The following is an 18847-nucleotide window of genomic DNA, read 5'->3' as shown; positions in this document are numbered from 1 at the left end:
GTCAAAGGGTATGAAAAAGAAGTGGTTCTGTATGGCGCTGGTCTTGATTCTGCTGGCCGGCATTTTGTCTCCCATGGCAGCATATGCTGAGCCTGCTGCAGATAAAGGCGCAATTAAAACGGCAATGGATAAGGCCGCTGATTGGTTATGGCAAAAAGAGAAAAAAGAGGGCGGCCTATTGCCATGGAGTTATATTGCTTTGGCTGCGGCGGGGAGGGATTTGGGGAATACATCCGTGGGCCTGGCATGTGAAAAATTGTTTGCGAATCTTAAAGCAGGAGAGACAAACGATTACAGTACCCTTGTTTTAACCCTGTTTGCCGCAGGCCAGGACCCTTATAACTACAAAGGGCAAAACTTGGTGCAGAAACTCCGGGATGCCCGGCTCCCGAGCGGCAAGTATGCCGATAATGTGATTAACGGGGGAGAAGACCTGGTTAATGCCCATATATGGGCTGTCTTGGCTTTACACACGGCCGGCGCGAGCAGTAAAGAACAAGCAAAAGCGCTGCAGTGGCTGGTTAATCAACAACATGCCGACGGGTCTTTTTATTGGGATGCGGCCGACAGGGATACTGCCGATGTGGATTCAACCGGCATGGCTCTAATGGCTCTGGGCGCGCTGGGCGAAAAAAAGGACAGCCCGGTGGTGCAGAAAGCCGTGGCTTACTTGAGAAGTGCGCAAAAAGACAGCGGCGGGTTCAATTCCTGGGGTACGGAAAACCCTGAGTCATGTAGCGTGGTTATCCAGGGATTGACTGCAGTCGGAGTTGACCCCACCGGACAGGAATGGTTGAAGTCCGGCGGAAACCCGGTAACCGCCCTCTTGAGTTTTCAACTGCCTGATGGTTCTTTTAGTCATCTAAAAGGCGGCGTCGCCAGTGAAATGGCTACCCAGCAGGCTTTAATGGCATTGGCAGACGTTTATTATAGGGATACCTTGTTTAACAGGCTCCGCTCACAGCCTTCCGCTGCCTTGCCGGAGCGGACCGTACGCTTTGAAGCCGGCAAAAAACAATATGTTGTTACTATTGGCGGGCAGCCGCAGAAGCATGAAACCGATGCCGCGCCTTTTACTCAAAACGGCCGCATTTATGTACCGGTGCGCTATCTGGCTTATGCCCTGGGGATACCTGAGAGTGGGGTTAACTGGGACAGTAAGTCCCGTACTATTACATTATCACTGAACGGCGCCTGCGTTAGGCTGGCCGTTGGCAGCCTTCTAATTTACACAAACAATGCCCCGCGTCAGATGGATGTGGCGCCGGTGCTGCGCCATGGCCGTACTTACCTTCCTGCCCGCTATGTAGCGGAGTCCTTTGGGTTCCGGGTAGACTGGGACCAGGCAGCCCAGGCCGTAATCATAACAAAATAAGTAAGGTATTTACGCTTAAAATTTTAGCAGAGGTGGTTAATCCGTGTTTGACCAGTTGTTTTACCGGGAAAAAGGGCTTTTTTTGCAGAGTTTGCATTCGGTGGCCGCGCTAACTTATATAGCAGTATTATTTCTCCTGGCCTTTGTCTTTTCACACCCTTTCTACCTGGCTGGGCTCCTTCTCGTTACTGCGCTGGCCATTTGGGCTGCCGATGGATTAGAAGCATGGGAATCCTATTTAAAAGTTAGTTTGGGTATGATCGTCTTGATTATTATTGTCAATCCTCTTATGGTCCATGCCGGGGAAACCGTCCTTTGGTACGGCCCCAGGATTCCTGTTCTGGGGCGTTTGGTAATAACGCTGGAAGCCATCTGCTACGGGGCGGCGATGAGCGTGCGGCTGTTGGCTGTGATAAGCGTTTTCTGCCTATATAATCTCATTATGCATCCCGATAAAACATTACAATTATTTTCCCGCCTTGCTCATAAGTCCGGTTTGATTATATCCCTGGCTACCAGAATGTTTCCTGCTATGGTCAGAGATGTAAATAGTATCAGTGAAGTACAGCGGATGCGGGGAGTAGATTTTGCTTCGGGGAATTTGAAGGAAAAGATAAAAAAATACGCGTCCTTGCTCAATATCTTGCTCTTATCTTCTCTAGAGGGTTCTTTACAAATCGCGGAGGCCATGCAGGCAAGGGCTTTCGGCAGCGGGCCCCGTTCCAGCTACCGGCGGGAATTGTTCCGGCCGCGGGATTTGCTTTGCCTGTCAGGATGTGGTTTAGCGTTAACTTCCGGGCTATACGGTTTCTTCAAAGGTTATGGCACATATGAATATTATCCGCAACTGGGATATCTGATTGACGGAAGTATGAACTTGTTAGTTTTGGCCGTCTTGTTGATAGGTTTACTTGTTCCGGTTGCGTTAAGCTGGGGGTGGAAACATTGCCGCTATTTGAAATCAAAAATCTGATTTACTATTACCCTGACATTGAAAAGCCGGCTCTAAACAACATTAACCTGACTATTGAAGAAGGAGAGTTCCTGCTTGTAGCTGGCGGTTCAGGCTCGGGCAAGTCTTCCCTGGCGCGGGCGCTGGCCGGATTAATACCTGATTTTTACGGCGGAAAATTCGGGGGCAAGGTTTTGTTTCAAGGTAGGAACTTGCGTGAAATAGACCGGCGCAGTTTGGCCAGGGAAGTCGGTATTGTTTTTCAGGACCCCGAGAAACAGTTGGTAATGACCAGTGTGGAAGCTGAAATAGCTTTTGGTCTGGAAAATCTATCGCTGCCGCAGGATGAAATGTTCCGCCGGGTAGCCGAAGTGATGAGTTTTCTTGATTTATCGGCAGTGAAAGATGAGTTTACCGGCAATCTGTCGGGGGGTCAAAAACAGAGACTGGCTCTGGCTTCTGTCCTGGCTATGCAGCCGAAGGTACTAATCTTGGATGAGCCCACCTCACAGTTGGATCCGGTTGCTGCCGAGGAACTGCTTAATTTAGTTAAACGGTTAAATGAAGAAATGGGGTTAACGATTATTTTAATCGAACAACGCCTGGAAAGGTGTTTTCACGTGGCTGACCGGTTGATAATTATGGAATGCGGGGAAATATTAAAGGGCGGCCCGGCGGACGAGGTGGCCCGGTGGGAAGTAGAGAAATCCATTCCTTTTGTCCCGCCGGTGGCAAAATTTTTTGCTTCTCTCGGCGCTTCCACCATACCGCTTACTGTTAAAGAGGGACGTAAGGCGCTCAAGCCGTATTATGCAATGCCGGGGGCCCGGGCCAACCGGACAGCGCCTGTGCCCTTACCAAATAAGAGAGACTTAAAGGTTAGAAGCAAACCGGGGCAAGAAAACAGAGAAAATACCTTGGTTGAACTGAAAAATGTCTGGTTTACCTATCCGGGTGGCCGGGAGGCGCTGCGCAACGTCAACTGCCGCATTGAACAAAAAGAATTTGTAGTTATTCTGGGAGAGAATGCAGCCGGAAAATCTACTTTGCTTAAAGTTGTGGCCGGACTCCTGAAACCGGGGCGCGGCAGCGTGTCGGTAATGGGCAGGGATACCGGAAAAACACCGTTAGCGGAGTTGGCCCGGTATGTGGGCTACCTATCCCAAAACCCAAACGACTACCTGTTTCAGGATACAGTGGAGGAAGAACTGCTGTTTACTCTTAAGAATTTTGGGCTGTCAGATTTTGGGCGTATCGAGAATCTTTTAGATAAACTGAATTTATCTCACTATCGTACCGCCAACCCGCGGGATTTGAGCAGCGGTGAACGGCAGCGGGTTGCCCTGGCGGCAGTATTGGCATCGCGGCCGCAACTGCTCTTGTTGGATGAGCCTACCCGCGGCATTGACTATCGCCTGAAAAATGAATTGGGTGATTTGCTCTCGGAACTCAGGGAAGAAGGGATTACAATAATTATGGTTACGCATGATATCGAGTTTGCGGCGGAATACGCCGATCGCGTGATTTTGATGTTCGATGGCCGGGTAGTCAATACAGGGTCAAAACGCGAAGTTTTGGGAGGCTCGGTTTTTTATTCGCCCCAAATGAGCAGGCTGTTCAGAGGGACTGTTGACGGCATCCTCACAGTGGCCGAGGCTGTTGAGGAAATGCGGGAATTGCAGGGCATGGTGCGGGATGGTACTCATGCGTAAAAGTGGGTTGAGATGGCGCTTCCCTTTATTTCTGTCAGTAGTGGCGGTGTTATTGATACTGAGTATACGGGGCGACAATTCTGTCTCCGGGCAGAATTGGGGCTTATTATCCGCTGAAATTGTGGCTGCGGCATTGGCGTTTTTATACTGGGGCTTTGAAAAAAGTACTGCTTCATCCCGTGAAATAGCGGTTATTGCCGTGCTCGGCGCCATAGCCGCAGTGGGAAGGGTACCTTTTGCGGCGCTGCCCAATGTTCAGCCGACTACGTTTATTGTTATAATCTCGGGTTTTGTGTTTGGGCCGCGGGCGGGATTTATGACCGGCTCAACCGCTGCGATTGTGGCTAACTTTTTTCTGGGCCAGGGGCCGTGGACGCCATGGCAGATGTTTGCATGGGGTCTGGCCGGAGCTACCGCGGGTGTGCTCAAGAGTCTCTATCCCCGTATAGGCCGCCGGGCCATGGTAATCTTTCATATCGCCTGGGGTTATTTGTTTGGTTGGATCATGAATCTGTGGTTCTGGACGGCCTTTATTTACCCGCTGAACTGGCAGTCATTTTTGGCCGCTTATGCCGCCAGTTTCTGGTTTGACACCTTCCATGCCTTGGGGAATGCCGTCTTTTATTTGCTTTTTGGGGCCGGTTTTACCAGGATTTTAACCCGTTTCCGCAGAAAGCTGGAGGCGAGTTATTTGCCTGAGACTCCGGCTCAACAAAAAAACAAGGCGCAAGGTGATATGTGATGTTAATTTATGAAACGAAAAGCGGGGAAAAAGTATACCGGATGGATAATACGATAATTGTTTTTTTCCCCGGCCCGCGCCTGGTTATAAGTACGTCCAGGATTAACGGCGGTATTCGGGAAGATCTTGAAGCAGTGTTTAATCACTGCCTGCCTCCGGAAAAGTGTCATGTGAAAAATCTGCCCAATAGTAGCGCAGAACAGTATTTGGAACAATTGGCCGCTAAACTGCATTTACCCCCCAAACGTACCGCTGGTCTATTGACTGCTGCTAGAATGGAAAATATTGCCATAAAGGCAGCGGGTTTTCAACAGTTAGAGGTTACAGCCCTGGTAACTGCCGGAGTGGATGTTAACGGGGGCCGGGCCGGTGACCCGGCGGCCTACCACGAGGCGGACGGGCAGTATACTGTCCTGGGCGGGACCATAAATATTATACTTATCATAAATGGCAACCTGCCTTCCCATACTTTGGTGCGAACTGTTGTGACGGCTACCGAAGCGAAAACAGCCGCTTTACAGGAACTCATGGCACCCAGCCGTTACTCCCGGGGTATTGCTACCGGTTCAGGCAGTGACCAGATTATTGTGGTATCTAATCCATCAAGCCCATACAGGTATACAGATGCCGGAAAACATTCAAAATTAGGAGAATTGATTGGGGTGACTGTTAAAGAAGCTGTCAAAGAAGCTTTATTCAAAGAGACCGGTCTCGGGCCGGAACGCCAGCGGAATTTCCTGGCGCGTTGGGCGAGATACGGGATTAAGGATGAGGATTTCTGGCAGGAAGCTCGGCGGGATGGGGCCATTCTGAGCCGGGAAATGTTCATCGAAAGACTAAACCGGTTGGCTGGGGAAGAACGGTTAGTAACTTTGGCTGCGGCTTTGATACATCTGCTGGACGAGTATACATGGGGATTGTTGTCTGCCGGGTCGGTAATGGAAATTGGAGAAAAGCTTATTCAATCGTTCGCCGGGAAAGTCTCGACCTGTAATAGGGTACATGATCCCCCTGACTATTTGAGCCGGTTGTTTATCGAATTGACGATAAAACTGTTGGATAGCAGTGCTGAGTTTAATTGTTAAGAACTGATTGAATCAGCATGATGACAGGTAACACGTTCGGAATACGAAAAGTTCTGGACAATGCGGACAATTTTATGTTATAATAACCTCAAACAGAATATTGTGGAATAAGTGGTCCTTATTAGAAGGACATAATAGGGAAGCCGGTTAGAATCCGGCGCGGTCCCGCCACTGTAGGAGGAAATCGTTCTGCATTATGCCACTGGGCGGTAGCCTGGGAAGGCGCAGAAACGGTGATGATCTCGAGCCAGGAAACCTGCTTATTCTGAACTCACCGGTAGTACCCACGATGGATGGGGAGGTTGAGAGTGCGAGCTGAGCTTGCTTTTTAACTCCTGTCCTGTAGTGGCAGGAGTTTTTTGATGTAACAATTTAATAATTCAAATAGGTGTTTTATCCCGAGGGATAAAACTTAAATGATAATAACTTTTTACATGGACGGGGAATGGAATTAAAATATACTTAATTTCATGATGACCCGGACTTGTAAAAGCGGCCTATTCTAGTTCACCGCGTCATTTCCGGGAGGTGGTTAGATTAGGCTTTGTTTAAAACGCTTTTCTCCCTGGCTGACGACCAGGGTTTTTCTTTGAAACTGAAAAAACGTTTTGAATTGGTTAAAACTTATAAAGCATAATCTGAAAATGAGGAGTGATTTCTGTGAATCGTTACACGACACTCATATTAACGGGTTTATTTGCCTTAATTCTGTTCAGTGTGCCGGAATATGCTTATGCCATGCATATCATGGAAGGTTTTTTACCGGCTAAATGGTCCATATTCTGGTCAGTTCTGACGATACCTTTCCTGGTTATGGGGCTTCGGACGATAAAAAAGAAGGTTGAAGATAACCCATCCTTGAAATTATTATTAGGTGTGGCTGGCGCATTTGCCTTTATACTTTCGGCTCTAAAATTACCCTCGGTTACCGGAAGTTGTTCCCATCCGACGGGAGTAGGCCTGGGAGCGATACTTTTTGGGCCTACGGCAATGACCGTGATTGGCGTGATTGTTTTGCTGTTCCAGGCTATATTGCTGGCTCACGGCGGAATTACGACCCTTGGGGCAAATACTTTTTCCATGGCAGTGGCAGGTCCCTTCGTGGCCTACTGGATATATAAATTGGGCAAAAAATTGGGACTGCCTGCCTGGTTATCTGTTTTTCTGGCAGCTTTCTTTGGTGACCTGCTTACATATGTAGTTACTTCACTGCAGTTGGCTATCGCATTTCCCGCCGCTCAGGGTGGTATTGCCACATCGGTTATTAAGTTCTTGAGCGTGTTTGCTGTGACTCAGTTGCCATTAGCCGTAAGTGAAGGGATTTTAACGGTAATTGTATTTAACTTTTTGAAATCATATAATAAGCAGGAACTGAAAGAGTTATCGGTAATAGGAGAGGAGGTATAAAATGAAAAAAAATATTTTACTTTTACTGCTGGTTGTTGCGTTAATTATCACCCCGCTTATCATCCATAAGGATGCGGAATTTGGCGGCGCAGACGGAAAAGCGGAAGAGGTTATTACTGAAATTCAACCCGATTACAAACCCTGGTTTTCCTCGGTATGGGAACCGCCCAGCGGAGAAATTGAAAGCTTGCTCTTTGCTTTGCAGGCGGCCCTTGGCGCCGGATTTATAGGATATTATGTAGGTTATGTGCGGGGTAAAAAAGCCGGGACGGAGAAGGTAAAATGTTAAATATTGATCAGTTGGCTTATGCTAACCGTTTAAGATACGTGCATCCTGTAGAAAAATTTATCTTCAGTATCGTCACCATGGGGCTTTGCCTGGCCTTTACTTCCATTCACCTCTACGCAGCAGTCGTGGTTTTAATGGGCTTCGGGGTATTGGCGTTGGCGCGAATACCTTGGCAGGTTTATCTAAGATTAATGCTGTTACCCGTCGGTTTTCTGTTTATAGGTGTGTTGACGGTGATAATAAGTGTAGGTGGTACCGGTTACGACTGGATTTACCGTTGGAATCTCGGACCCTTATCCTTGGGGATACGCCACACTGACCTGGTTTTGGGGTTAAATATTTTTGGAAAAGCGTTGGCTGCCGTATCCTGTCTGTATTTTTTATCTCTTACCACGCCAATGGTAGAAATGATTTCGGTGCTGAAGAGACTCAGGGTTCCGGCCTTATTCATTGAACTTATGGGATTGGTATACCGGTTCATTTTTGTGCTGATGGAAACGGCCCAAAAGATACATACCAGTCAATCATCCAGGTGCGGATATGCTACCTTGGCCACTTCTTACCGATCCACCAGCCAGCTTATATCATCTTTGTTTGCCAAGTCTTTTCAAAGGTCATCTATGCTTTTTACAGCATTGACGGCCAGGGGCTATACCGGCGACTTGCAGGTTTTGGAGCCGGAATTTAACTATTCCAAACGGAACATCGGTATGATAGTATTGATTGAACTTGGATTGCTTTTTACAGCCTTAATGTTTGGGGGCAGTGTGTTATGAACGAATATATTATCGAGGCAGAAGAACTGGAATTCACCTATCCTGACGGTACGCGGGCATTAAAAGGAGCTTCTCTTCGTATCAGGAGAGGGGCCAAAATTGCTTTGTTGGGATCAAACGGCGCCGGAAAATCAACTTTGTTTCTTCATTTTAACGGTATTTTAAAACCCCAAAAAGGGAAGCTGCGTTTTAACGGAGTTGAAGTCAAGTACGACAAAAAATCGCTGTTGCAGTTGCGTAAAGATGTGGGGGTTGTTTTTCAGGACCCTGACACACAATTATTTTCCGCCAGTGTATACCAGGAAATATCTTTCGGGCCTTTAAACATGGGGCTGTCCAGGGAAACTGCCAGGGAAAAGGTCCTGCAGGCCATGGAGGATACGGGTATCAGTGAACTTAAAGATAAACCTACTCATTTCCTGAGTTACGGGCAAAAAAAGCGGGTATCCATAGCCGATGTGCTGGCTATGGACCCTAAAGTGATAATTGCCGACGAGCCGACCGTCTGGCTTGACCCTAAACACGCCAAACAGATAGAGTGCTTGTTCAGGGATATAAACGAAAAAGGAACAACTGTGATCATTTCTACCCACGATGTGGATTTGGCTTATGCATGGGCTGATTATATTTTCGTCATACACGAAGGGAAAATCATCGGTGAAGGGAATCCAGAAGACATATTTGCTGACGATATTTTAATCAGGAAAGCCGGACTTGAACGCCCCTGGATACTGGATATAACCGGTCTTTTGATAGAAAAGGGTTTCTTAACCAATAAAACGCCATATCCCCGCAATAAAAAGGAACTCATCAAAATGATCAACTGCACTAAATACCTGGGAGGGACAGAAAACCAATATGATCTTAGTACTTTCAGGGACGAAGGAAGGGACGCAAATTATATCCCAGTTGGCCGTACAAGGAAATGAGATTTATGCTGTGACAGCTACCGCCCACGGAACAAAAACTGCTTCCGGTATCCCTGGAGTCAAGGCTGTGGAACCCGCTATTTTGATAAATAATTTTTACCGGTTTTGTGCCGACAAAAAAATTTCGGTAATTATAGATGCCACCCACCCGTTTCCCGGTAATTTGTCTAAAATGGCTAAGGAAGTCTGCCAGCAGCAGGATCTCCCTTATATCAGGCTTGTGCGGGAAGAAACGGATTTACCCGATCATCCTTTAATAAATCCTGTTTACTCATGGGAAGAAGCAGCCAGTAAGGCTGCTCAGTTTGGTGATACCATATTTCTTACAACAGGGAGCAATAACCTGGAAGGTTTTCTTGAAAATGAACATATTAAAGGGAAAAGGGTGGTAGTAAGGGTACTGCCCGACTGGAAAGTTATCCAGAAATGTCAAAACCTTGGCCTGACACCCAAGGATATTGTCGCCATGCAGGGGCCCTTTTCAAAAGAGATGAACAGGCAGCAGTTCAAGATGTATAACGCTTCGGTTATCATAACAAAAGACAGCGGCAAGGCAGGCGGGACAGATACCAAGGTTTCAGCTGCTTTGTCCCTGGGGCTGCCGGTAGTGGTAATTAAGCGTGAGCGGCAGAAAGAAAAATTTGAAGTAACCGACTATGACAGCCTTTATAAGTTGATGCAAAAACTTAAATTGCTTTAGAAAACCCGGGTTGGCCAGGTTACCTCTTGGCCAAAACGGGTTAAATTTTTTTCCTGGTTGGGAGCTTGTAGTATGTCCGGACAAATGCTATAATTTTCTAAAAGGAACGGGATAGTGCAAAAATATAGTCAATTAATTCCCGGTGAAAGGGGGAAACCTTATGTCGGATCAGGGAAAGTTGGCTGTTATCCTGGTTCTTATAATAGGCGCCTTGATGGTATTTACATATTTGACTTCTTCCCATAATAAAGATTTTGCCAAAGTATATACCGAATACAAACAGCGGGGTAAGCAGGAGCAGGTATCTCCTGATGATATTGCCAAGGGTTTCAAATAGGTGTGAAATAATTTAGCGCCGTTTAGCGGCGCTAAATTATTTTTTACTTCCTGTATATAAAACAGCACAAATATATATCCTAAAACCAGATATTAATGTGAAGGAGGAAGTATATGAAGGCGTTGATTGTGTTTGCCCATCCCAATCCCAACAGCTATAACGCCGCTGTTCTGGAAACGGTAAAAAAAGCCCTGGAGCAGCAGAAGGTGTCCTATGAAATCAAAGATCTCTACCGGATGAACTGGAATCCGCTGCTATCTACAGAAGACCTGCAAAAGATTTACCAGGGCCAGGTTCCCGCAGATATAGCCGGGGAACAGGAAGCAGTGCGGCAGTCAGATACTCTGGTATTTATTTATCCCATCTGGTGGTTTGAACAGCCTGCTATTCTAAAAGGATGGATAGACAGGGTACTGTCCCACGGGTTTGCTTACAGGCAAACAGAACAGGGGATGGTTGAAGGACTGTTGAAAGGAAAATCGGCAATGGTTATAACTACTTCCGGCGCCGATGAAGAAAACATGAGGAAAAACGGTATCCTGGATGCGATAAATACCTGCATGGTTAACGGAACCTTAAAATTCTGCGGTTTTGAAAAAGTAGATTACAAAAACCTGTACGCGGTTCCGGCTGTCAGTGATGACAAGAGGAAACAGATGCTGCAGGAAGTATCTAAAATGGTAGCAGACCATATTGCTATGAAGATGGCCGACAAGGTTTAAGAAAATAAGTGATTAGCGGCTAATGGCCGGTGGATGGTGGTAACCACTGACCCTGGCCGCTATATTTTTGTTTTCAATTTACCACAGCGACCGCGGAGTACACAGAGGATTCACAGAGAAAAAATGTGTATGTTTTTTTAACAAAGATTTTTCCAAAAACTATTTTTTGTAAGGAAACAAATTAATGAACTAGCCAGCCACTATAATATTAAATAACGGTTGAAAGTTTAGTCCGATATGGTATTATGGAAATAATAAGAATTTTTCATATAGATGTTGGGGGGATTGGATGTTTTGGTTTACTTCCTGTCGCCGGAAAACCGTTAAGGAACTGCGCAAGAACCAGGGGTTAACGGCAAAGGAATTGGCTCAACGAATTAAATGCGAAACTACTGAAATATTGAAAATTGACGATATGAAACTCAAAGATGTTCCAGAACCGCTTTATTCCCAAATTGAGCCTATACTGACGGGGGAGGAAACGGATAAAATTCCGTGGTTATAAGCAAGGTGAAAAATAAAGGGGGATAAAGAAATGAGCAATGACCGGATTGTGGTAATTGGGGGAGTTGCGGCAGGAATGAGCGCTGCCGCCAAAGCAGCCCGGGTAAAACCTGATGCCCGGATTACAGTTTTTACAAACGAGATTTACATATCTTACGGAGCTTGTGGATTTCCTTATTTTTTGGCCGGAGAGATTGAAAATGAAGCGAAACTGGTGGCCAGGTCCATAGAACAGTTCAGGGCCCAGAATATAGATGTACGTGTAGGCCACGAGGTTTTAAAGATTAACCCTGCCGACAAAAAGGTTTCCGTTAAGAAACTGGGGACTGTTGAAGAGGTGGATTATGATAAGCTTATCATCGCAACGGGAGCGTCGCCGTTTATTCCACCGGTAGAGGGAGTAAATTTGAGAAATGTATTTGTTCTTAGAAATATGGGTCATGCCATGGAATTAAAAAACTATATTTCCCACGAAAAACCGAAAAATGCGGTAATAGTCGGTGGCGGCTATATTGGATTGGAAATGGCGGAGATGCTGCTGAAGCTCGGTTGTAAGGTAGCAATCGTTGAATTAGCCCCTCAAATAGTCCCTAATATGGATGAAGATATGGCAGCTATTCTGAAGGAATATCTGGAGAAAAACGGGGTAGAGGTATTTACTGCTGAGAAGCTGATGAGGATAGAAGGTCGGGAAGCGGTAGAAAAGGTAGTAACCGACAAAAGGGAAATAGTTTCCGAGATGGTACTGTTGGCTGTTGGAACTGTGCCTAATTCCAAACTGGCTGAGGATGCCGGGATTGAACTGGGTATCAGGAATGCCATAAAAGTGAACACCAGGATGGAGACCAGTATTCCGGACATTTATGCTGCCGGCGATTGCGCCACAGTAAGACATCGCCTTACGGGTGAAGATGTTTATATTCCCCTGGGTACTACAGCAAATAAGCAGGGGCGTGTGGCCGGCGAAAATGCAGCCGGTGGAAATGCAGAATTTGCCGGGGTATTGGGTACAGGCATAGCAAAAGTAATGAACATGGAAATAGCGCGCACAGGGTTAAGCGCCAGAGAGCTGCAGCAGCACGGCATAGAATACGTTGAGACAGTTATCCTGGCCAGAACAAAGGCCGGATATTACCCGGGTAGTGAAAAAATATATATCAAATTAATAGCCGGCAAACAGGATGGAAAGCTATGGGGAGCCCAGATTGTAGGAGGAGCGGGGGCCGGAAAACGGATAGATGTATTTGCTGCATGTATGCACCTGGGCGCTACGGTGGATGCAGTACAGGACATGGATTTGGCTTATGCGCCGCCCTTTAGTCCAGTCTATGATGCTATACTGGTCGGTCTTGCAGATTTACAAAAGAAGTTAAAACGAGTATGAACTTTAGTCTATAAGTTAAAAAGTACTTGTAAGCTGTAGAAAGATATGATACAATAACCGTTAGAAATACCCAGTGGGGGTATGGGGGGTGTAAATAGTTATGGTAAAGGTTTCTGAAAATGCATACAAGGAAATAAAAAAAGAAGTAGAAAAAGCCAATGCTCCATTCGTACGGATAATCTTCAACGGATTTGGCTGAGGCGGACCCCAGTTGGGTTTGGCTTTGGACAAGTCAGCTAATGAAGGAGACAAAATTGTTGAGAACAATGGTATTAAGTATGTTATTGGCAAAGATATTATGAGATTTGCATCCAGTTTTTATATCGATTACCGAAGGAGCATATTTGGCGGCGGCTTCCGCGTTTTTGCCGGTCAGGGCAACAGTTCTTCATGCTGCTAAAGTTTGGTGAAATAATTAAGGTTTAAAAAGGGGCGCAAGGTTTCCTTCCGATTAAGGTCTGTCTGTTCCAATTCCCGTTACAGGGAATGATGAAGGCGTCAGGGATACCTTGGGCCCTTTAGACTGATAATTAAGATCAAGAAAACTCCAGCGGCGTTTATACGTACGTGGTAAATAAAGAAGGTAAACCTTACATATTTTTGGATTTACTGAAAAAGTACTAAAATAGAAACAGATGAAAAGCTGAATAAAAAAGAGCTTTAAATATAATAAGCGCCGGTGATAATATGGTTGAAACAGTTTTGGAATCGAAAAAAAATAACTTTTTATGGCTGGACCTTGTGGAACCGACGGAAGAAGAATTGCAGGATGTGGCCGGCAGATTTGGCTTGCACACTACTTCCCTGGAGGACTGTCTGGACCCGATTCACCAGCCCAAGTTTGAAAAAGTACAAAACACCGTTTTCATCATCCTGCGGGCTTACGATACCAGAAGTAGGCTGCAGACTGACAGTATCCATAAAATAACCAGGAAGTTAGCCATATTTTTGGGTAACAACTTTATTATTACCGTACACAGGTCAGAGTTGGATTTTGTCAATGAACTGAAAGATCAGTGGAAAAACCGGTGTGCGGGAGATGAGAAATCTGAATCTAACCTGATCATCCTGTTGGGCCTGGTTAAAGGGGCGGTCTATTCTTATTCTTTAGCTTTTGAAAAGTTGGAAGAAGCTATCGAAGGATATGAAGGAAAAATATTTACCAATGATGATACACCGGTGAATATAAAAGAAATCCATGAATTCAGGAGCAAGGTATCGGCAATTCGCAGAGTATTGAGACAGTTATATGATGTAATACTGAAAATTGATGACTATACCGATGAATTTGCGCCGGTTTACCAGGATATCAGGGAACGGTTGGAGCGGTACCTGATGCTGACCGATGCGCTGCGCGAAGCCAGCAACGATATATTAAATACGCATATTTCCTTAGCGTCGCACAGGACCAATGAAGTAATAAGGGTATTAACCATTTTTTCAGTCTTCTTTTTACCCTTAACCTTTATTGTGGGAATTTACGGGATGAATTTCAAATATATGCCGGAACTAAAAACTACTTACGGTTATCCGGCAACCTGGCTGGTGATGGTTCTGATTACGGCAGGAATCTACACCTGGTTCAAACGCCGCGGTTGGCTCAAATAAAACATATAACAGAGGTAATGCCGGGAATTCCCGGCTTTACCTCTGTTGTGGGGCTGCAATCACCGACCGGGAAAATGAACAAAAATATTTAGAGGAAAAAGGAAATTATTGTCGAAAACCTTTCCTTACCAGGAATTCTCATGAAGGAAGTGGAAACGGTGAAAATATGTCCAAAGTGTTTGGCCGAATATGACGACAAAGAAGCGCCGGGAGAAAACGATTTCTGTATCGAGTGTTATGGAGAATGTGTAGATGCCCAACTAATTGACAAAAATGTTTTTATGAAAACCACCGGCGAAGAGGATTTGTGGCAAAAAAAAGAAAAACTTAAGGTTTCCCACCTTGCTGAACGTTCTAAAAAGGTCCTGATGAACAGAATCGAAAAACTGATCGAAGAAAAAAGAGGAATGCCTTAGAATTCGGAAAGGAACATTGCCTGATGAGGATAATCACAAGCAACCAGGATGTTTATAAATTAGCCCTGTATTTATATGAGCTACTGATGAATCAGGGACTGACGAAAGCGGCAGGCATGCTGGAGGATGTTATTGAAGCATGCTGGGCTACTTCTACGGAGGCCTTGCAGAATCACGGGCAGGCTTTTGCATATGTTTTGCAAAATCATGCGGAGCAGTTGCCGGAGACCGTAAAAACGGCCGTCGAGGAAGCGGTAAAATTTATTGATGAATTACTGAACAAAAATAGCCATCCGAAAACGAACTTACTCTGAATGAGGTTCTGTAATGATTGTAATTATAAAAAGATAAAAGCAGGAAAAAGCGGGCCTCTAATTGAAAAATATGTTTGACAACCGTATAGCGCTAAATGTATAATTATTACAGTGGAATCGAACAAATGTTTGATAAGGAGGATTAACATGTCTGATAAATTAAAGGCCTTGGATATGGCGTTGAGCCAAATCGAAAAGCAGTTTGGCAAAGGTTCCATTATGAAGCTTGGCGAAGCATCAGCCAAAATGAACATTGAGGTTATCCCCACCGGGGCTCTTGCCCTGGACGTTGCGTTAGGGGTGGGAGGGGTCCCCCGGGGCCGGGTTGTAGAAATATATGGGCCGGAATCTTCAGGTAAGACGACAGTTGCCTTACATATTATTGCTGAAGCGCAAAAACTTGGCGGAACGGCTGCCTTTATTGACGCGGAACACGCTCTGGACCCCTACTATGCAAGAAAATTAGGGGTGGACATAGACAATTTACTGGTATCCCAGCCTGACACCGGCGAGCAGGCTTTGGAGATTGCTGAAGCCCTGGTCAGAAGCGGCGCCATAGATGTTATTGTTGTTGACTCTGTTGCGGCGCTGGTACCGCGAGCAGAGATAGAAGGTGAAATGGGCGATGCCCATGTCGGCCTGCAGGCCCGGTTGATGTCCCAGGCCTTAAGAAAATTGACAGGTGCCATTAGCAAGTCTCGCACAACGGCAATATTTATCAACCAAATCAGAGAAAAAGTAGGCGTAATGTTTGGCAACCCGGAGACCACGCCAGGTGGGCGAGCCTTGAAATTTTACGCTAGTGTTAGGATGGAAGTAAGGAAAATTGAATCTTTAAAGCAGGGCGCAGATGTAATTGGCAGCCGGACCAGGGTTAAAGTAGTAAAGAATAAGGTTGCGCCGCCTTTTAAGCAGGCAGATTTTGATATCACCTATGGCGAGGGTATTTCCAGGGAAGGCAGTATTATTGATATGGCAACAGATTTAAATATTTTAAATAAGAGCGGCGCTTGGTATTCGTACAAGGACGAGAGACTGGGGCAGGGCAGGGAAAATGTTAAGGAATACTTGAAAGAGCATCCGGAAATTGCCAACGAAATTGAGGAAAAGATCAGGGAAAGTCTTGGTTTGCACAAAAACCCTGAGGTTACAGATGAGGGCTTGGAAATAAATGGATGATATTTACAGCCGGGCCAAGGAATATGCTTTTAAGCTGTTGACTTTCCGCCCCAGGACAAAAAAAGAGATAGAGGATAAACTGGCCGGTAAAAACTACCCCGCAGAAATTATCAGGCAGATAGTGCAAATGCTGGAAAATTACAACCTTGTTAATGATGAGGAATTTGCCGAACTTTGGATTCGTGACCGATGTAAGGTAAGGTCCTATGGGAGATGGCGGATTAAGCATGAACTGGCCCTTAAAGGAATTGACAGGGCTTTGATTGATGAGCAGGTAAACAGGCTGATTTCCGATGAGGAAGAATTCGAAATGGCCAGGCGCCTGGTTGAAAAAAAGAGAAAAACCGGCAGGCTTAACAAAAGAAAAGTTTATGCTTTCCTCAGAAGGAGAGGATTTCCAAGGGAAATTGTCAATCATTTGTTGGCCGAATACGGGTGGGAAGAGGCCGAGAACCCTTGTGAATAAAGGTATCCCATCATCTTGACAGATAATCCAAAAAACTATAAAATAAATGATGGGAGAAACTAGAATTAGATTTTACTACCATTTTACGGGTTTTCTATATATGTTGGTAATATGCAACAGGTATAAAAGGACATGATTAAATTACAAATATACTTTACCAGAAGAATATGTGTAATTTGATGTCTGCACCCGTAACATAAGTGGTAGGAGGTCTTATTCGAACCGAGTTTCACTCGGTTCTTCTTATTATCTGGAAGATTGCGTTTTAAACAGGCCTTAAAACGTAATCTCCGGATGCAAACAAAAGTTAATCGAAAGATGAAGCAAAAATTTGAATGGGAGGTGAATTGACATTAATACGGAATTAGTTATAGTAATCGTCATGGTAGCTGCGGTTGTTTTCTTTGGAGCAGGGTATTTTCTTAGGAAGGCGCTGGCCGAAGCAAAAATTGCTTCTGCTGAAGAAGCTGCCAGAAAAATAATTGCTGAGGCCGAGAAAAACGCTGAGGCTAAGAAAAGAGAAGCCATTCTGGAGGCCAAGGAAGAAGTTCTCAAGTTTCGGAATGAAGTTGAAAAGGAAAACAAAGAGCGCAGAAACGAGCTGCAGCGTCTGGAAAGAAGGTTAATGCAGAAAGAGGAATACCTCGATAAAAAGACGGAATCTATTGAAAGAAAAGAGGAGTCTTTAAACCGTAAGGAAAGCCAGATAGATGCCATCAGGGCGCAGCTTGAGGAACTGCATAATAAGCAGGTAGCCGAATTGGAGCGTCTTTCCGGATTGACTTCAGAAGAAGCAAGAGAACTGTTGTTGGCCAATATTGAAGAGGAAATCAAGCACGAAGCTGCTATGATGATTAAGGAGGTCGAGACCCAGGCCAAAGAAGAGGGCGAGAAAAGAGCAAGGGATATTATTGCCCAAGCAATCCAGAGATGTGCTGCCGACCATGTGGCGGAAGTAACAGTTACGGTTGTATCTTTGCCCAATGATGAAATGAAGGGCCGGATTATCGGTCGTGAAGGCCGGAATATCAGGACCCTGGAAACATTAACGGGTATTGACCTGATAATTGATGATACGCCTGAAGCTGTTATCCTGTCCGGGTTTGATCCGGTAAGACGTGAGGTAGCGCGCATTGCCCTTGAGAAACTCATTCTTGACGGGCGTATTCACCCGGCAAGGATAGAGGAAATGGTAGAAAAGGCCCAAAAAGAAGTCGATGCCCAGATCAGGGAAACCGGTGAACAGGCAACTTTTGAAACCGGTGTACATGGGTTGCATCCCGAATTGGTTAAATTGTTGGGCAGGCTGAAGTTCAGAACAAGTTATGGCCAAAATGTCTTGAAACATTCCCTCGAAGTTTCTCATCTGGCCGGGTTGATGGCCGCTGAATTGGGCGCTGATGTTGCCTTGGCCAAGAGAGCCGGCTTGCTGCATGACATTGGTAAGGCAGTCGACCATGAAGTTGAGGGGCCGCATGTTACCATCGGTGCCGACCTGGTCAGGAAATATAAGGAGTCTTCCGAGGTAGTACATGCTGTTGCCGCTCACCATGGTGACGAAGAACCGCAGACTATCGAAGCTGTTTTGGTTCAGGCTGCTGATGCCATTTCTGCTGCCCGACCGGGAGCACGCAGAGAAACATTGGAATCATATATTAAACGTCTTGAAAAGCTTGAAAGTATAGCCAACGAATTTGAAGGTGTTGAAAAGTCATATGCTATTCAAGCCGGACGTGAAATAAGGGTTATGGTGAAACCCGAGAAGGTCGATGATTTGGCCGCCGTACGGCTTGTTAGAGATATTGTGAAAAGAATTGAGGAGGAACTCGATTATCCCGGCCAGATTAAGGTTATGGTGATAAGAGAGACCAGGGCTATCGAATATGCTAAATAGGAAACCAACGACCTCTTTTAAAGAGGTCGTTTCTAATTGATATTAAATATTATTTA

The 18847-nt window shown here is 45.5% G+C and carries 21 protein-coding genes and 1 riboswitch; all 21 genes read left to right on the top strand.

Features of this window, described 5'->3' with window-relative positions; translation table 11 throughout:
• Positions 1-10: 10 nt before the first annotated feature.
• The 21 genes from ACSNJE_RS04255 to rny all read left to right on the top strand — a co-directional run bounded on the left by ACSNJE_RS04255 (position 11) and on the right by rny (position 18791).
• Complete coding sequence (locus ACSNJE_RS04255; protein WP_474773306.1) at positions 11-1375, top strand: stalk domain-containing protein; 1365 nt, start codon at positions 11-13, stop codon at positions 1373-1375.
• A 43-nt stretch (positions 1376-1418) separates the two neighbouring features.
• Positions 1419-2348: an energy-coupling factor transporter transmembrane component T family protein gene (locus tag ACSNJE_RS04250; protein WP_052216498.1), complete on the top strand. Its 930-nt coding sequence runs from the start codon at positions 1419-1421 to the stop codon at positions 2346-2348.
• On the top strand, positions 2321-4039 hold the full coding sequence (locus ACSNJE_RS04245; protein ID WP_495252069.1) for an ABC transporter ATP-binding protein: 1719 nt from the start codon (positions 2321-2323) through the stop codon (positions 4037-4039). Before ACSNJE_RS04250 ends, ACSNJE_RS04245 begins: the two co-directional genes overlap by 28 nt.
• A complete protein-coding gene (locus ACSNJE_RS04240; protein ID WP_495252068.1) occupies positions 4032-4781 on the top strand; it encodes an ECF transporter S component in 750 nt (249 codons plus the stop codon). Before ACSNJE_RS04245 ends, ACSNJE_RS04240 begins: the two co-directional genes overlap by 8 nt.
• Positions 4781-5866, top strand: a complete 1086-nt coding sequence (locus tag ACSNJE_RS04235; RefSeq protein ID WP_495252067.1) for an adenosylcobinamide amidohydrolase — start codon at positions 4781-4783, stop codon at positions 5864-5866. The genes ACSNJE_RS04240 and ACSNJE_RS04235 overlap by 1 nt, the downstream gene beginning before the upstream one ends.
• A 92-nt stretch (positions 5867-5958) precedes the next feature.
• Positions 5959-6144: riboswitch (cobalamin riboswitch) on the top strand.
• Positions 6145-6526: 382 nt separating this feature from the next.
• Complete coding sequence (locus ACSNJE_RS04230; RefSeq protein ID WP_474773301.1) at positions 6527-7273, top strand: energy-coupling factor ABC transporter permease; 747 nt, start codon at positions 6527-6529, stop codon at positions 7271-7273.
• Between the two features lies 1 nt (position 7274).
• Positions 7275-7562 carry an energy-coupling factor ABC transporter substrate-binding protein gene (locus ACSNJE_RS04225; RefSeq protein ID WP_474660033.1) on the top strand — a complete coding sequence of 96 codons (288 nt, stop codon included), beginning with the start codon at positions 7275-7277 and terminating at the stop codon, positions 7560-7562.
• Positions 7556-8338: a cobalt ECF transporter T component CbiQ gene (cbiQ, locus tag ACSNJE_RS04220; protein ID WP_474773300.1), complete on the top strand. Its 783-nt coding sequence runs from the start codon at positions 7556-7558 to the stop codon at positions 8336-8338. Before ACSNJE_RS04225 ends, cbiQ begins: the two co-directional genes overlap by 7 nt.
• A complete protein-coding gene (locus ACSNJE_RS04215; protein ID WP_052216505.1) occupies positions 8335-9267 on the top strand; it encodes an energy-coupling factor ABC transporter ATP-binding protein in 933 nt (310 codons plus the stop codon). The genes cbiQ and ACSNJE_RS04215 overlap by 4 nt, the downstream gene beginning before the upstream one ends.
• The gene (gene cobK, locus ACSNJE_RS04210) at positions 9197-9967 is read left to right on the top strand and encodes a precorrin-6A reductase (RefSeq protein ID WP_083436695.1); all 771 of its coding nucleotides are present in this window, start codon (positions 9197-9199) and stop codon (positions 9965-9967) included. Before ACSNJE_RS04215 ends, cobK begins: the two co-directional genes overlap by 71 nt.
• A gap of 160 nt (positions 9968-10127) precedes the next feature.
• Positions 10128-10304 carry a hypothetical protein gene (locus tag ACSNJE_RS04205; protein ID WP_013120148.1) on the top strand — a complete coding sequence of 59 codons (177 nt, stop codon included), beginning with the start codon at positions 10128-10130 and terminating at the stop codon, positions 10302-10304.
• 113 nt (positions 10305-10417) lie between these two features.
• Positions 10418-11026, top strand: a complete 609-nt coding sequence (locus ACSNJE_RS04200; protein WP_495252066.1) for an NAD(P)H-dependent oxidoreductase — start codon at positions 10418-10420, stop codon at positions 11024-11026.
• 289 nt (positions 11027-11315) lie between these two features.
• On the top strand, positions 11316-11531 hold the full coding sequence (locus tag ACSNJE_RS04195) for a transcriptional regulator (protein WP_461569912.1): 216 nt from the start codon (positions 11316-11318) through the stop codon (positions 11529-11531).
• Positions 11532-11561: 30 nt separating this feature from the next.
• Positions 11562-12914, top strand: coding sequence for an FAD-dependent oxidoreductase (locus ACSNJE_RS04190; RefSeq protein WP_495252065.1), 1353 nt, complete (start codon positions 11562-11564; stop codon positions 12912-12914).
• A 211-nt stretch (positions 12915-13125) separates the two neighbouring features.
• Positions 13126-13314 carry a hypothetical protein gene (locus tag ACSNJE_RS04185; protein WP_013120153.1) on the top strand — a complete coding sequence of 63 codons (189 nt, stop codon included), beginning with the start codon at positions 13126-13128 and terminating at the stop codon, positions 13312-13314.
• A 287-nt stretch (positions 13315-13601) separates the two neighbouring features.
• Complete coding sequence (locus ACSNJE_RS04180) at positions 13602-14522, top strand: magnesium transporter CorA family protein (protein ID WP_495252064.1); 921 nt, start codon at positions 13602-13604, stop codon at positions 14520-14522.
• Positions 14523-14680: 158 nt separating this feature from the next.
• Positions 14681-14938: a hypothetical protein gene (locus tag ACSNJE_RS04175; RefSeq protein ID WP_483030440.1), complete on the top strand. Its 258-nt coding sequence runs from the start codon at positions 14681-14683 to the stop codon at positions 14936-14938.
• A 23-nt stretch (positions 14939-14961) separates the two neighbouring features.
• A complete protein-coding gene (locus ACSNJE_RS04170) occupies positions 14962-15252 on the top strand; it encodes a hypothetical protein (RefSeq protein ID WP_495252063.1) in 291 nt (96 codons plus the stop codon).
• Between the two features lie 147 nt (positions 15253-15399).
• Positions 15400-16431 carry a recombinase RecA gene (recA, locus tag ACSNJE_RS04165; protein WP_013120157.1) on the top strand — a complete coding sequence of 344 codons (1032 nt, stop codon included), beginning with the start codon at positions 15400-15402 and terminating at the stop codon, positions 16429-16431.
• Positions 16424-16897, top strand: coding sequence for a regulatory protein RecX (locus ACSNJE_RS04160; protein ID WP_013120158.1), 474 nt, complete (start codon positions 16424-16426; stop codon positions 16895-16897). Before recA ends, ACSNJE_RS04160 begins: the two co-directional genes overlap by 8 nt.
• 370 nt (positions 16898-17267) lie before the next feature.
• Positions 17268-18791 (top strand): ribonuclease Y, encoded by a 1524-nt coding sequence (rny, locus tag ACSNJE_RS04155; RefSeq protein ID WP_427916549.1) that lies wholly within the window; start codon positions 17268-17270, stop codon positions 18789-18791.
• Positions 18792-18847 lie beyond the last annotated feature (56 nt).

The organism is Thermincola sp. GK-1, from assembly GCF_059412445.1.
This window is presented reverse-complemented; position numbering and strand designations above follow the sequence as displayed.

Coding starts and splice junctions, on each gene's coding strand:
- ACSNJE_RS04170 (WP_495252063.1), top strand. CDS start 14,962: ATGAGGATAATCACAAGCAACCAGGATGTTTATAAATTAGCCCTGTAT.
- ACSNJE_RS04255 (WP_474773306.1), top strand. CDS start 11: ATGAAAAAGAAGTGGTTCTGTATGGCGCTGGTCTTGATTCTGCTGGCC.
- ACSNJE_RS04215 (WP_052216505.1), top strand. CDS start 8,335: ATGAACGAATATATTATCGAGGCAGAAGAACTGGAATTCACCTATCCT.
- ACSNJE_RS04235 (WP_495252067.1), top strand. CDS start 4,781: ATGTTAATTTATGAAACGAAAAGCGGGGAAAAAGTATACCGGATGGAT.
- cbiQ (WP_474773300.1), top strand. CDS start 7,556: ATGTTAAATATTGATCAGTTGGCTTATGCTAACCGTTTAAGATACGTG.
- ACSNJE_RS04200 (WP_495252066.1), top strand. CDS start 10,418: ATGAAGGCGTTGATTGTGTTTGCCCATCCCAATCCCAACAGCTATAAC.
- ACSNJE_RS04160 (WP_013120158.1), top strand. CDS start 16,424: ATGGATGATATTTACAGCCGGGCCAAGGAATATGCTTTTAAGCTGTTG.
- ACSNJE_RS04195 (WP_461569912.1), top strand. CDS start 11,316: ATGTTTTGGTTTACTTCCTGTCGCCGGAAAACCGTTAAGGAACTGCGC.
- ACSNJE_RS04240 (WP_495252068.1), top strand. CDS start 4,032: ATGCGTAAAAGTGGGTTGAGATGGCGCTTCCCTTTATTTCTGTCAGTA.
- cobK (WP_083436695.1), top strand. CDS start 9,197: ATGATCTTAGTACTTTCAGGGACGAAGGAAGGGACGCAAATTATATCC.
- ACSNJE_RS04225 (WP_474660033.1), top strand. CDS start 7,275: ATGAAAAAAAATATTTTACTTTTACTGCTGGTTGTTGCGTTAATTATC.
- ACSNJE_RS04180 (WP_495252064.1), top strand. CDS start 13,602: ATGGTTGAAACAGTTTTGGAATCGAAAAAAAATAACTTTTTATGGCTG.
- ACSNJE_RS04205 (WP_013120148.1), top strand. CDS start 10,128: ATGTCGGATCAGGGAAAGTTGGCTGTTATCCTGGTTCTTATAATAGGC.
- ACSNJE_RS04190 (WP_495252065.1), top strand. CDS start 11,562: ATGAGCAATGACCGGATTGTGGTAATTGGGGGAGTTGCGGCAGGAATG.
- recA (WP_013120157.1), top strand. CDS start 15,400: ATGTCTGATAAATTAAAGGCCTTGGATATGGCGTTGAGCCAAATCGAA.